Here is a 12,959-nt window from a genome sequence, read left to right as displayed (position 1 = left end):
ATGATTGTCCTGGGGATGAAAACCGATGGTTTCTGTTAGCAAGAGTCTGGCCCAATGCATTGCGGTCGTCACCACTACTGGCTTCCTGCTTCCCCCCATATTGCCGCTGACGATCGTTCTCCCTAGTTTAGCCCAGGGCCAAGTCGGGTCTCAAGCGGCTGATCAGACCCTGGAAGCTGGCAGAACCCAGTTCAAACTGGGTCAGTTTCCAACCGCATTACAGGCTTTTCAGCAAGCGCTGATTCTATATCGTCAGGCGGGGGATCGACGTGGGGAAGTCAAAGCCCTACGCAATATCGGGAACGTGTTCTATGTCACGGGGGAGATTTCCCAAGCCCTGGATTACTACCAGCAAAGTCTGACCCTGGCCCGCACCCAGCAAGATCGGCAAGGAGAAGCCTCGGTGTTACAGAATCTAGGCAATGTGGCCGAATCCCAGGGAAATTTGCAGCAAGCCTTAGACTACGCCCAGCAAAGTCTGGCCCTCTATCAGGCCCTCAAGGACCGGGCCGGGGAAGCAGCAGTGATTGGCAACATTGGCAATGTTTACCTGAACCAGGGGGATTACCCTCGCGCCCTGGAAGCCTACCAGCAAAGTCTAACTCTGTTGCGAGTTCTGCAAGACAAACGGACAGAAGCCAGCACCCTTGGAAATATTGGGTTGGTCTATTACAGTATGGGCAATTACCCTCAGGCAATTGCTTACCACAAACAGCATCTGGCCGTTGCTCAGGCAATGCAGAATCTGTACGAACAGAGCTCTGTTCTCAACAACCTGGGCAATGACTACAAAGCGCTGGGAGATTATGGACAGGCTATTGCTTACCTGGAACAAAGCCTGACGATCTCCCGCAAAATTGGCGATCGGGCCGGGGAAGGCAAAGCTCTCGGCAATTTAGGAACCCTCTATCTGGACATTGGGAATTACCCGCAGGCCATCCAGTACCAAACCCAGAGTCTGACTTTGGCCAGGCAGACAGGTGATCGCCTGCGGGAAGGTCAGGCCCTGGGCAATCTGGGAAATCTTTATGCGGTCTTGGGCAATTATGCCAAAGCGATCGAACTTCATCTGCAGCGCCTGGCCATTGCTCAAAACCTGGGTGATCGGGCCGGGGAGGGAGCAGCCTACAATAACCTGGGCAATGCTTATCAAGCCCAGGGAGAGCCTACCCAAGCTCTAACCGCCTATCAGCAGGCCCTGAATTTAAGTCGGCAGCTCGGCGATCGGGCTGGGGAGGAAACGGCCCTGGTGAACCTGGGAACTCTTTTGAACATTCAAAAAAATTATCCTGAAGCGATCGTTTATCAGCAACAGGCTCTCGTGATCGCCCGCAGCCTAAAAGACTTGCCAGGAGAAGCTCTCATCCTGAACAATCTGGGAAACTCCTATTTTCTGATGGGCAATCTGGCCCAGGCAGAGCAGACCCTCCTCCAGGCCCTGCAAGCTCTGGAGTCAATTCGGTCTGGATTAGGCAGCAATGATGCCAACAAAATCTCGATTTTTGAACAACAGGCTCGCACCTACCGGCTTTTACTCCGGGTGTTGACTGCAGAGAAGAAAACTGATGCGGCCCTAGAAGTGGCGGAGCGGGGGCGATCGCGAGCCTTTGTGGAACTGTTATCCCAACGGTTGTCCGATCGCAACGATCGCAGTCTTGCCGTACCGCCGATCAAGATTGCCCAAATCCAGCAGATTGCCCGCGATCAGCAATCCACTCTGGTGCAATACGCCCTCACCTATGAGGATATCGAGGTCGCTGGCAGGGTGACAGCCCGGGAAGCTGATCTCCTTATCTGGGTCATCCAGCCTTCCGGGCAGATTCACTTCCGCCAGGTCGATCTGCGGCCCTACGCCCAACCCAATCCTCAACCTCAGATTGGGTTTTCTGTTCTGGAAGAGTTCGTGACGGGAACCCGACAGGCAATCGGAGCGGGCACCCGGGGGATTGCTTTTCAGGAAAATGCCGCCATTCTGGCCCAAGCCAATGCTGAAACCCAAAACAGCCGCAGAACGGAGGAAAGTCTGCGACAATTGCATCAGATCCTGATTCAGCCGATCGCGGACCTGCTGCCCAAAAATCCGACCGATCGGGTCACGTTTATTCCCCAGGGTCCCCTGTTTCTGGCTCCCTTTAGCGCACTGCAGGATCAAAACGGCAAGTACCTGATCGAACACCACACGGTTCTGATAGCCCCTTCCATTCAGGTGCTAGCTCTGACCCGGCAGCAACGGCAACGGTTCAGGAGGGCCAACTCATCAGAAGGAGTGCTAATCGTGGGCAACCCGACCATGCCCAGGGTTGCTTTTGAACCGGGGAGTCCCGCTAAACAGTTAGCGAGTTTACCAGGGGCAGAGCGGGAGGCCCAGACGATCTCAGCCCTGTTCAAGACCAGGGCCATCATCGGCAACCAGGCAACTGAACGGGCGATCGTAAAACAGATGCCCCAGGCCCGCATCGTCCATCTGGCCACCCATGGGTTGCTGGACGTGCTGATTGGGCAGGGGGTACCTGGGGCGATCGCGTTGGCCCCTGCTGCAGGTCGGTCTACTCTGGATGTTACGGCCCCAGACGATGGCCTGCTGACCGCCAATGAAATCTTGAACCTGCAACTCCAAGCAGAACTCGTGGTCTTGAGTGCCTGCGATACAGGACGGGGAAGAATTACAGGCGACGGGGTAATTGGCCTCTCCCGGGCCTTGATTTCGGCAGGAGCCCCCAGCGTCGTCGTCTCCCTCTGGCAGGTCCCCGATCAGCCCACTGCCCTGTTGATGACCGAGTTCTACCGGCAATTCCTGCGCCACTCAGACAAGGCCCAGGCCCTGCGCCAGGCAATGCTAGAGACCCAGAAGCAATTTCCCGATCCAAGGGCCTGGGCGGCGTTTATATTAATTGGCGAAGCCGAATAACCTGAATGAATATTCCCATGGGACACCTAAAACGCCTGGCCCTGAGCACCCTGCTCGTGCTGACGATCGCCCCTGGCACGATCGCCCGTCAGCCCCTCTCCCCAGCCCCGATCGGCCTCCCCCTAGCCCAAACCGAGAACCCAGATCCGTTGTTGGACCAGGGGTTTGACCAGCTCAACCAGCGCGATTTTAAGGGGGCAGCCCAATCCTACGAGCGGGCTCTGCAACTCTATCAGGACCGCAATCAGGCAGATAAGGTTTCTGAAGCTCAGTATGGGCTGGCCCGGGCTTATCTCCTCCTGGGAAATTATGCCTCAGCGATCCAACTGTTCAAGCAACTGGGACCAGCCAGAAATGCGGCCCAGCAGGGAACCATCCTGAGCAATCTTGGACTAGCCTACTTCCAGGCTGGTCAGCTCCTGGAAGCAGAGCAGACCCTGCGGCGGGCGATCGCCGCTTGGGAATCAGTGCGATCGCTGGATAACGTGGACACCAACCAGATCACCCTGTTTGAGCAACAGGCCTATACCTATCGCCTGCTGTTAAAGGTGCTGGTGGCTCGCAACCAGACGGATGCCGCCCTGGAGCTATCGGAATGGAGTCGGGCCAGAGCGCTAGTTGAGTTGTTGGCTCAACGCAGTGCCACAACTCGCCCCACCATCCCACCCACCCTGCAACAGATCCGGCACATTGCCCGTACCCAAAACAGCACCCTGGTCGAATATGCGATCGTGGGGGATGAGGTGCGGGTGCTGGGGGACGAGCCAGAGACGGAAACAGACCTGTACATCTGGGTCATCCGCCCCACCGGGGAAGTCACCTTTCGTCGGGTAGACCTGAAACCCCTGCGCCAGGGTCTGAATGAGCTGAACCAGACTTCCGGGCTGGTCAACCTGGTGCGGGATAGCCGCAGTGCCCTGGGCATTCCCAGTCGAGGGCTGGTGTTTCAGGAAAATCTGGAGACGATTCGGGTGGCCACAGCCGTCGATCGCACCCATCCCAAATTGCAGAAACTGCACCAGCTCCTGATTCAGCCGATCGCCGACCTGTTGCCGACGCAGCCAGAAGCTCGCATCACCTTCATCCCGCAAGGACCGCTGTTTCTGGTGTCCTTTGCCAGCCTGCAAGACCAGAAAAGCCAGTACCTGATTGAGCAACACACCATTTTGACCACTCCCTCGATTCAGCTTCTGGCCCTGACCCACCAACAGCGGCGATCTCCGAGATCCCTGACCCCAGCTCTGGTGGTGGGCAATCCCACCATGCCCAGCTTCGCCTCCGAACCTGGTATTCCACCCCGGCCCCTGGCCAGTCTCCCCGGTTCGGAACAGGAAGCCCGGGCGATCGCGGCCCTGCTGGGGACAACCCCCATCCTCGGCAGTCAGGCCACCAAGGCCCGCATTCTGGAGCTGATCGGCAAAAGTCGGGTCATCCATCTGGCCACCCATGGGCTCCTGGATCTGGACCCCAATCTGACTGAGTTTGGCCTGCCCGTCGATCCCAATGGGCGCACGGCCCGTCAAAGTCGGGTCTTCGTCACACCGGGAGCGGTGATCGTGGGTCCGAATGTGCGGGTGGGTGGGGTGGCCGCAGAGTCCGCCCTGGCCCGGGAGAAAGTCGTCCAGGTCGATATGCCAGGCCTGATAGCCCTGGCTCCCTCCGGCCAAGATAATGGCTTTCTGAGTGCCAAAGCGCTCCTGCAGATGCGGTTGCAGGCAGACCTGGTGGTGTTAAGTGCCTGTAATACTGGACGGGGACGGGTCACGGGAGATGGGGTGGTGGGTCTGGCCCGATCGCTGATTGGGGCAGGAGTACCCAGTGTCGTCGTTTCCCTCTGGGCAGTTCCAGACGCACCAACGGCCACCCTGATGACCCATTTCTATCAGAACCTGAAGCAACGGCCAGATAAGGCCAGAGCCCTGCGGCAGGCCATGCTGGCGACGATGAAAGAATATCCCGACCCAAAAGCCTGGGCCGCGTTCACCCTGATCGGAGAGGCAGAGTAATCCCCGCCGTTAGCAACTGCCGTAACGGGCTACGGGCTGCTGGCTCAGCCAGGCCCACATCTGGTCTCCCAGGGAAAAATGCCACCACTCGTTGGGGTGTTGCCGAAACCCGATTGACTCCATCACCGATCGCAGAATCTGACGGTGCTGATGGTAGGTCTGGCCCGCCAGGTCTGAACTCTCGGCAAAATGGTTGGGGAGGGATCGAGGAGAGATCTCATCGATCGGGGAGCCCATCGTCACGATCGCGCCAGTGGCATCCACCAGGGTGATATCCAGGGCGGCTCCGGTGCTGTGGGGCGGTGGCGTGGCCGGATCCTGACTGGGCAGCGCCCAGAACTGGTAGACCTCTTGCAGGAGCACCTGTCGATCGGGTTGGCTCAACGTCGCTGCCACCAGGCCACGGGTGTGGGCCAGTTCCGCCAGAGCCTGCTCGACCATGAACTGTTGCACGGCGATCGGACGATAGGCATCAAAAATCTGAATCTGCCAGCCGGGATATTGCTCCTGAAGGAGTTGCTGAGCTGCTATCAGGCTGGCTAACACCCCCTGACGCAGAAAATAAGGCGACTTGCCCCCATAGGGAGCTCCCAACTTCTCATAGGGGTGGGGAGTCTCCACGGCAAATCGATGCAGCGGAATGGGCAGTAAGGGCTCCTGGCATTCTGAAATGGGGACTTTCTGATAGGGCTTCATGGCATGCGACAATACGATCGAACTGGGTGCAGAATAGAATCATTCAGTTGTTTGCTGACTCTTCAGCCTGGAACCCCTGGAGTGACCTATCAAGACTATGCTAAAGCCCGGATCGCCGCCAACTGTGCAACAGGTTGCCCGTAACTTTCGTTTTGTCGGCTGGATTAGTTTTTGGGTTCAACTTGTCGTGGCGGTTGTGGCCAGTTTTATTCTCATGTTTGCTGGGGTTTCGAATAATATTCGGCCCAATACCGCTCCCGATCCGGGCCGAGGGTCTGGGTTGTTTCTGACTGTTTGTGGCCTGCTGCTCCTCTATGGCGGCATCTACTGGGCGTTTCGCTACACCCGTCTGGCCAGACGTCTGGTGAATGTTGCCCCAGAAGACCGACCCAAAAAAGCGGACACGATCCAATCCCTGCGGATCGGACTCTTACTGAATCTGGGGGGGATGGGTCTAACCTTGCTGGGGGCAGGGGCGACCGTGGGAGCCCTGTTCTTCAAAGCCTCGACCCAACAGGGGGGCTTCGTGAATGACCCCAGCCGCCTGATTCAAGCCCTGGATATTTTTGTCGTTCAGGCCAATACCAATATTTTATTGGGACTATTTATCGGACTGTTTGCAGGGCTATTCCTACTAAATCGGATCATTCGATAACGGGGGGGCAATGGGTCAGATCGTGGATTCTCTGCCAGAACATAATATGGAGCGGGTACGCTGGACCAGCTCAGACCTGGCCCTTTTGCCAGATAGCAACAACCACTATGAAATCATTACTGGATCGTGAACTGGCAGTTGCAACAGGTTGAGATCTACCGCAAACAGCAGGTGCTGCTGAAATTGAACCTGACGCTTTTTCCGGCGGATGCGTTGATCTCTCCCCTGTTACCAGATTTTGCCTGTCCGATCTCCCGTTTTTTTGACTAAATTGGTTCTAAAGTGGGCATTATTGTGTAGGTAAGTAAAGGACATTCCTGAGCACCCCTGATGGCCTCCAGCGCAATTACTCCGATCCACAACAAACCCCTGCGCTGGCAACGCTCCCGGTACTCGCTCCTGGCACGTCAGGCGGATATTTTTGGATCGGCAGCCACCCTGATGTTTTACCTCTGGTGGGACCGATTTATTGCCCCGAATTCCAGCAGCCACCGCCATCGGCGGGCCCAATGGTTGGTGGGAACGCTCCTGGACCTGGGACCCACCTTCATCAAAATTGGTCAGGCCCTCTCCACTCGGGCTGACCTGCTGCCTCTGGAGTATGTCCAAGCCCTCAGCCGCCTGCAGGATCAGGTGCCCCAGTTTTCCGCGACTGAGGCGATCGCCATCATTGAAACAGAACTGGGGAAGCCTCTCCCGAACCTGTTTCGGGACTTTGACCGGGAGCCGATCGCAGCCGCCAGTCTGGGCCAGGTCCACAAGGCCCGTCTCCATACCGGCGAAGATGTGGTGGTCAAGGTGCAGCGACCGGGCCTGGAAAAGCTATTTGCCCTGGATTTCCGGGTACTCTATCGGCTGATGCGCTTTACCCAACGCTATTTTCCCTGGATCCGCCAGTATGAGTTGGAAGGCATTTATGAGGAGTTTTACACCATCCTGAATCAGGAAATTGACTATGTGCAGGAGGGAAAAAACGCCGATCGCTTCCGCCAGAACTTTATTGAAAATTCCCGCATCAAAGTCCCGGTGATTTACTGGCGCTACACTACCCAAAAAATCCTGACGATGGAATATGCCCCCGGCATTAAGATCAGCGATCGCCAGAGTCTGGAAGCCTGCGGTCTGAATGTCAAAGAAATCAATCAGGTTGGGATTTGTTGCTATCTCCAGCAACTGCTGCAGGATGGCTTTTTCCAGGCCGACCCCCACCCCGGCAATATGGCCGTTAGTCAGGATGGAAAGCTGATCTTCTACGACTTTGGCATGATGTCTGAAGTGCGATCGATCAACAAAGATCAGATGGTCCGAACCTTTTTTGCTGTCCTCAAAAAAGACCCGGATGAGGTGATTAGCACCCTGACCGACATGGGGCTGATTGAACCCTTGCAGGATATGGCCCCTGTGCGCCGGTTGGTTCGGTTTATTCTAGACAAGTTTACGGAACGCCCGATCGAATTGCAGGAGTTCAGCCAGGTCAAGCGAGAAATTTATACTCTGTTTGAGCAGCAACCCTTCCGGCTCCCAGCCAAAATGACCTACATCCTCAAGTCTCTCACCACCCTGGATGGCATTGCTCGCGCCCTAGACCCAGACTATAACCTGATGGCGGCGTCACGCCCCTTCGTGAAAAGTATTACCCTCGCGCCCCAGAGGGGCCGGAGTCTGGGAGAACTGGCCCGTCAGGCCCAAGCCTTCATCCGATTCAAACTGCAGCAGCCAAACCCAACCCAGCTCATGGTACGTCGTCTGGAAGAACGGCTGGAGCAGGGAGAACTGGAAATTAGGGTCAAATCGATCGAGAGTGATCGAGCCCTTAAACGCATCAGTATTGCCATTAAGAGTCTAATCTATGCCTGCCTCAGCGGCTTCACCCTCCTATCTGGTGTGGTGCTGTTGCTGGGACCTCATACCATTTGGGCGATCGCAGCCTTTGGGGTGGCTGGCTTCTGCTCGGTGCTCCTGATCCGCTCTCTGGTTGATCTGGCCGTGCGGGAAAAATTCGATCGTCTGGCAGAGAAATAGGATCGTGCTATGGAGAACCCCCTTCACCGTCTTAAAAGATTGCCCTGGAGCGTGCTGTTTCAGATTGCAACCCTGACAATCGCCATCAGTATGCTGCTGGAATTCTTGATTATTTTAGGGTCAAAGGAGATCCCGGCAGTGGGTCAAACCCTGACTATGCTTCGCTTACCTCCCTTTAAGTTACTCCTTCCAGTGGTGGGAGGGCTGGGGATTGGAGCTCTGGCTGTCTCTATCCTGGAACAATTCTTTGCAGAAATTGTCGTCAATACTGCACTCTTGTGGGCACTGGTATTTAGCCTGTTTGCCCTGTTAATGGCTAAATATTACCTGGGTTTTGTGTTCCCCATCCCCGTCCTGCTGATTGATTTAGACCAGACAGTAGTCTTGGGAATGCTGATGGGAGTCTTTTGGAAAGGACGACCCTACTGGCATTCATAGCTCTCACAACCGGCACTCTTTGGCCACCCATCCAGAGTTTTGAGGCCATATTGGTTGGGTTTATCAGCAGGTATTTTGCAGCAAGAGTTTGTGAGTCAACCCGGAATTTACAGATGGCATTTTAGCTGACACATGCAACATTTGAGGTGAATTCCTGATCCTGCCTCAATCCAAGAGTGGTTTCCCAAATCATGGTCCTGACAATCTGATCGTCTATCCATCTAATCTCGTCTTCATAGATTAGGAGATGCCTGTGAGCAGTCACACCCTGAACCGATTTACCCTGTCCTCTATCCTGCTGCTGATGAACCTCTGGGCTGTCCAGAGTCCCGCCAGGGCTACGATGATGCCACCCCTCCATTCCGATCACAGTCTGCAGCCCTCCTTGTTGATCGCGCAACCAACCCAGCCAGCCGCCCGGGGGCAATGCCGTAGCCTCAGAAAGGCCGCCTTCATTTACCGGGGCCGATCGTTCGAGAGTGGTACCCTTATGCGCCTAGACCCTGACCAGGTAGTTACTCTGGCAGAAAACACCCCAGTTAACGGTTTCATTGCGATCGACAACCCGGAAGTGGGTTACATTCAGGCGGCAAATCTGAAACCTTGTAACTCAACGACTCCCGGCAACGGTTCTGGGGTGGGTCTGTGCCGTAAAATTGCCGCCAAAGAAGGTCTGGAAATCTGGATGCAGCCAAATTCCAAAGATTTTTTGGCCCGCTTGCCCTACAAATCCCTGGTCTATCTCACAGAACCGCCAGTGGTGCGTCAGGATACCGGCGATCGGATCTGGGTTAAACTGGCTAGTCCGGTACCGGGTTGGGCGATCGGCAGCATGAAGGGCATTACGGTTCTGACACCATGTACCTGATTTGTGGCCAAATCCTGAAATAATGGTTCTGGACTATATTTCTGGATAATAAAAATCGGCCAGATGAAGCAACGGTCATTTTTCTCTATCCTGGCAGGCGTTGTCCTGACCTTACTGGCCGTCGGTGCCGGGGGGTTCTATTGGTTGTTGGGTCAGAGTCCGCTGGGGGTGGCGGGACAACAGGGCACACCAACTGCAGCTATTTTTGTGCCAAAACAGGCTCCGATCGTCGCCTCCCTGTTGATCAATCCCGATCAACTGGCTGCCTTTCGCCAGATCGCCACCCCACCTGCAGGCCGACGGCAGGCCCGAATGGAGTGGCAGCACCTCCAGCAGGGTCTCCTGGCAGGAACCGATCTGAATTATGAGCGTGATGTTCAACCCTGGGTAGGGAATGAACTGACTGTTGCGGTTACCACAGCAGATATTGACCGCGATGGCCAGAATGGCCGCCAGCCTGGTTATCTGCTGGCGATCGCCACGAAAGATGCTGATCGCTCACGGGAGTTTCTGCAGGTCTTCTGGCAGAAGCAGGCCCTTGCGGGCGTGGATCTAGTCTTTGAGCAATATAAGGGCGTCAAGTTAATCTATGGCAATTCACCGGATGCCAGTCAATCCGACAAGCGGCAGGAAAAAGGAAAACCATCCGGGGAAGACATCGCTCCCGGCCTATCCCTGGCCAGTGCTGCCGTGGGCAATCAGTTTGTCCTGTTCGCAAACCATCCTCGGGTTCTGCGAGATGCCATCAATAATGTCCAGGCTGAAGAATTAGCCCTAGCTAGCAGCCCCACCTATCAAACAGCAATCGCCAACCTCACAGAAAACCGTATTGGCCTGGTCTACGTTAACCTACCCCATTGGTCTGATTGGCTGGGTGGCTCATCCCGTACAAACCTAACAAACACCCTCCCGCCAACTTATGAGAGCCTAGCGATCGCCCCTGGCATTGCCCCCGGAGGGCTGCGAGCCGAAACCCTCCTTCTGACTGCCCCTGGCCAATCTCTGATGGCCTATTCCTCTCCCCTGGCCAAGCCCGTCCAGGCACTCCAGTATATTCCGGCAGATAGCCTGTTGGCCGCTGGGGGGACCAATCTGAATCACCTCTGGCAGCAGGTCAGCCAGAGTCTGACGGGCTATCCCAGCCTTGCCAGTCGGATTAACCGGAGCCTGACAGGGCTGCAGCAACTGCAACCCCTCGATCTGCCCACCGATGTCTTTAGCTGGGTACAGGGAGAGTTTGCCCTGGGTCTACTGCCCCACCCCCATCAGTCTCAGTCGGATTGGATCTTCGTCGCCCAACGATCGGCAGATACTGGAGCAGCCATCACCCACCTGGATGAGTTGGCTCAGCGGCAAGGGTTCAGTGTCGGCTCCCTGACCTTGGGCACCCAGACCGTTTCCGCCTGGACCCGCCTGACCACCAGCGGCAAACAATCCCGGAAGCAACGGGCTGATGCTGGTCTGGAAGCCCAGGTTCAGGGGCTACATGCAACCATCGCCGACTACGAAATTTTTGCCACCTCGATTGAGGCAATGACGGCGGCCCTGCAAGCTCCCCAAGCTGCTTTATTGACGGATCCCCACTTTGCCAGGGCGGCAAATCAACTTCCTCAGCCCAATGATGGGTATCTCTTTATTAATTGGGTTACCGGTCAGAGGTCACTGGAAGCCCAGTTCCCGCTACTGCGCCTCTTAAATATTGCAGGCCAGCCTTTCTTCAATCACTTACAATCCCTGACCTTCAGTAGTTCTGGCTCAGAGGCTCAACTGCAACGAGGGCAAGTCTTTATAAGTGTTAAATGAGCTACAAACTGAACGAACAGGGGCAGATACTGGGATAATCGATCCAACATCCTGACCCCTACCGTTATGCTGGACATCGGTTACAATTCTTTACAAGAACCATTGCCCATGCAACATGGATTTGCATCCTTAGGAGAATAGGGCACTCGTGCTGCAACGCTTAAAACAGGACCTGAAGAATGACCTGATTGCCGGCCTGCTGGTGGTCATCCCACTGGCTACAACTATCTGGCTGACAATTACCTGTGCCAATTGGGTGATTGACTTCCTGACCCAAATTCCCAAGCAACTGAACCCCTTTGATGGATTTCACCCCATCCTGGTCAATCTGCTCAATCTGACCGTTGGTTTAACGGTTCCATTCCTGGGCATTTTGCTGATCGGTCTGATGGCCCGGAATATTGCGGGTCGATGGTTGCTGGATTTCGGGGAGCAACTCCTGCAGGCTATTCCCCTGGCTGGGGCCGTTTACAAAACCCTAAAGCAGCTCCTGGAAACGCTGCTGCGAGATTCCGGCAATAAGTTCCGTCGGGTTGTGCTGGTGGAATATCCCCGCCAGGGATTGTGGTCCCTCGGCTTTGTCACCGGCGCATTGGGCAACGAGATTCAATCCCATTTCTCCCACGACATGCTGAGCGTCTTTATTCCGACGACGCCCAATCCTGCTACTGGCTGGTATGTGGTTGTGCCAGAGCAGGATGTGATTAACCTAGCCATGCCGATCGAAGAAGCTTTTAAGGTCATTGTTTCTGGGGGAATTGTCAGCCCCACCTCTCTACCCTCTGGTCCCCTGGTTTCTGAGGCAGAATTAAAGTTAGACCCGCCCCTAGCGGAAAGAACCTGGCAAACCCTCTCCCTGGAGCACAACGAGGATTAGACTGTTATGCAATCGCGCCAAATCGCCCGAGAACTTGCTCTGCTGGGTATCAGTCAATTGCGGGCCAACCAGGGCTTTCAGGGAGCTCAGCAACTGTCTGGCCTGTTATTGGCAGCCATTCGAGCCCTGAGAACGGAAGTTCATGATGTCCTGGAAGGAGCGGCATCAGAGGTCAGTCGAGCCCGCGATCGCCTGATAGATAGCGACGTGCGAGCCGCTGATGTGCAGGCGGCCAAGACCCTGCTGGAAACAGCCATCGCCTCCACCCAGGGAGCCATTAATCGCATGGGTAGTGCGATCGAGTTACCAGAACTGATTCACTTGGCCAATCAGGAGGAGGTGCGAGCCTATGCCTTGCGCCTGATCAGTGCGTTCCATTCCCATCAAGCCAAGATTGACGAGATGCTGACTCAGTCGCTGGTTGATTGGCAGCTTGATCGTCTGGCTCGCATCGATCGAGACATTCTACGCATTGCCGTCACCGAAATTATGTTCATCGATGATGTGCCCGAACAGGTCGCTATTAATGAGGCAGTAGAACTGGCCAAGCGTTATAGCAGTGACGATGGTTACCGCTTCATTAATGGGGTGCTCCGTCGCGTCAGCAATCTGATCAAGGCAGAATCGGTCTGAGGCCAAGTCCAGCACAAAGCCCGATTCTGTATACACTGAAAGACAGCAAATCT

Annotated in this window: 11 protein-coding genes; 10 read left to right on the top strand and 1 reads right to left on the bottom strand. The window is 55.5% G+C overall.

What is annotated here, in order from left to right:
* The first annotated feature begins 25 nt into the window (after positions 1 to 25).
* On the top strand, positions 26 to 2,908 hold the full coding sequence (locus BST81_RS17460; protein WP_075599781.1) for a tetratricopeptide repeat protein: 2,883 nt from the start codon (positions 26 to 28) through the stop codon (positions 2,906 to 2,908).
* Positions 2,909 to 2,925: 17 nt separating this feature from the next.
* On the top strand, positions 2,926 to 4,914 hold the full coding sequence (locus BST81_RS17455; RefSeq protein WP_075599780.1) for a CHAT domain-containing tetratricopeptide repeat protein: 1,989 nt from the start codon (positions 2,926 to 2,928) through the stop codon (positions 4,912 to 4,914).
* Between the two features lie 9 nt (positions 4,915 to 4,923).
* On the opposite strand, the gene BST81_RS17450 is transcribed toward BST81_RS17455, so the two are convergent.
* Positions 4,924 to 5,610, bottom strand: a complete 687-nt coding sequence (locus tag BST81_RS17450) for a M15 family metallopeptidase (RefSeq protein WP_075599779.1) — start codon at positions 5,608 to 5,610, stop codon at positions 4,924 to 4,926.
* A gap of 97 nt (positions 5,611 to 5,707) precedes the next feature.
* On the opposite strand from BST81_RS17450, the gene BST81_RS17445 reads away from it, so the two are divergent.
* The 8 genes from BST81_RS17445 to nusB all read left to right on the top strand — a co-directional run bounded on the left by BST81_RS17445 (position 5,708) and on the right by nusB (position 12,906).
* Complete coding sequence (locus tag BST81_RS17445; RefSeq protein WP_075599778.1) at positions 5,708 to 6,265, top strand: DUF3611 family protein; 558 nt, start codon at positions 5,708 to 5,710, stop codon at positions 6,263 to 6,265.
* Between the two features lie 126 nt (positions 6,266 to 6,391).
* Positions 6,392 to 6,535 (top strand): hypothetical protein, encoded by a 144-nt coding sequence (locus tag BST81_RS28145; protein ID WP_171974787.1) that lies wholly within the window; start codon positions 6,392 to 6,394, stop codon positions 6,533 to 6,535.
* A gap of 60 nt (positions 6,536 to 6,595) precedes the next feature.
* Positions 6,596 to 8,287: an AarF/ABC1/UbiB kinase family protein gene (locus BST81_RS17440; protein WP_075599777.1), complete on the top strand. Its 1,692-nt coding sequence runs from the start codon at positions 6,596 to 6,598 to the stop codon at positions 8,285 to 8,287.
* 9 nt (positions 8,288 to 8,296) lie between these two features.
* Complete coding sequence (locus tag BST81_RS17435; RefSeq protein WP_075599776.1) at positions 8,297 to 8,725, top strand: hypothetical protein; 429 nt, start codon at positions 8,297 to 8,299, stop codon at positions 8,723 to 8,725.
* Between the two features lie 253 nt (positions 8,726 to 8,978).
* The gene (locus BST81_RS17430; protein ID WP_143780385.1) at positions 8,979 to 9,593 is read left to right on the top strand and encodes a hypothetical protein; all 615 of its coding nucleotides are present in this window, start codon (positions 8,979 to 8,981) and stop codon (positions 9,591 to 9,593) included.
* 63 nt (positions 9,594 to 9,656) lie between these two features.
* Positions 9,657 to 11,396: a DUF3352 domain-containing protein gene (locus BST81_RS17425; protein ID WP_075599774.1), complete on the top strand. Its 1,740-nt coding sequence runs from the start codon at positions 9,657 to 9,659 to the stop codon at positions 11,394 to 11,396.
* Between the two features lie 148 nt (positions 11,397 to 11,544).
* Positions 11,545 to 12,273, top strand: coding sequence for a DUF502 domain-containing protein (locus BST81_RS17420; protein WP_075599773.1), 729 nt, complete (start codon positions 11,545 to 11,547; stop codon positions 12,271 to 12,273).
* Positions 12,274 to 12,279: 6 nt separating this feature from the next.
* Positions 12,280 to 12,906: a transcription antitermination factor NusB gene (gene nusB / locus BST81_RS17415; protein WP_075599772.1), complete on the top strand. Its 627-nt coding sequence runs from the start codon at positions 12,280 to 12,282 to the stop codon at positions 12,904 to 12,906.
* Positions 12,907 to 12,959 lie beyond the last annotated feature (53 nt).

This window comes from Leptolyngbya sp. 'hensonii' (genome assembly GCF_001939115.1).
Classification (GTDB): domain Bacteria; phylum Cyanobacteriota; class Cyanobacteriia.
This window is presented reverse-complemented; position numbering and strand designations above follow the sequence as displayed.

Excerpts from the sequence above, each read along its gene's own strand:
- BST81_RS17440 (WP_075599777.1), top strand. The coding sequence starts at position 6,596 with ATGGCCTCCAGCGCAATTACTCCGATCCACAACAAACCCCTGCGCTGG.
- BST81_RS17435 (WP_075599776.1), top strand. The coding sequence starts at position 8,297 with ATGGAGAACCCCCTTCACCGTCTTAAAAGATTGCCCTGGAGCGTGCTG.
- nusB (WP_075599772.1), top strand. The coding sequence starts at position 12,280 with ATGCAATCGCGCCAAATCGCCCGAGAACTTGCTCTGCTGGGTATCAGT.
- BST81_RS17455 (WP_075599780.1), top strand. The coding sequence starts at position 2,926 with ATGGGACACCTAAAACGCCTGGCCCTGAGCACCCTGCTCGTGCTGACG.
- BST81_RS17425 (WP_075599774.1), top strand. The coding sequence starts at position 9,657 with ATGAAGCAACGGTCATTTTTCTCTATCCTGGCAGGCGTTGTCCTGACC.
- BST81_RS17460 (WP_075599781.1), top strand. The coding sequence starts at position 26 with ATGGTTTCTGTTAGCAAGAGTCTGGCCCAATGCATTGCGGTCGTCACC.
- BST81_RS17445 (WP_075599778.1), top strand. The coding sequence starts at position 5,708 with ATGCTAAAGCCCGGATCGCCGCCAACTGTGCAACAGGTTGCCCGTAAC.
- BST81_RS17450 (WP_075599779.1), bottom strand. The coding sequence starts at position 5,610 with ATGAAGCCCTATCAGAAAGTCCCCATTTCAGAATGCCAGGAGCCCTTA.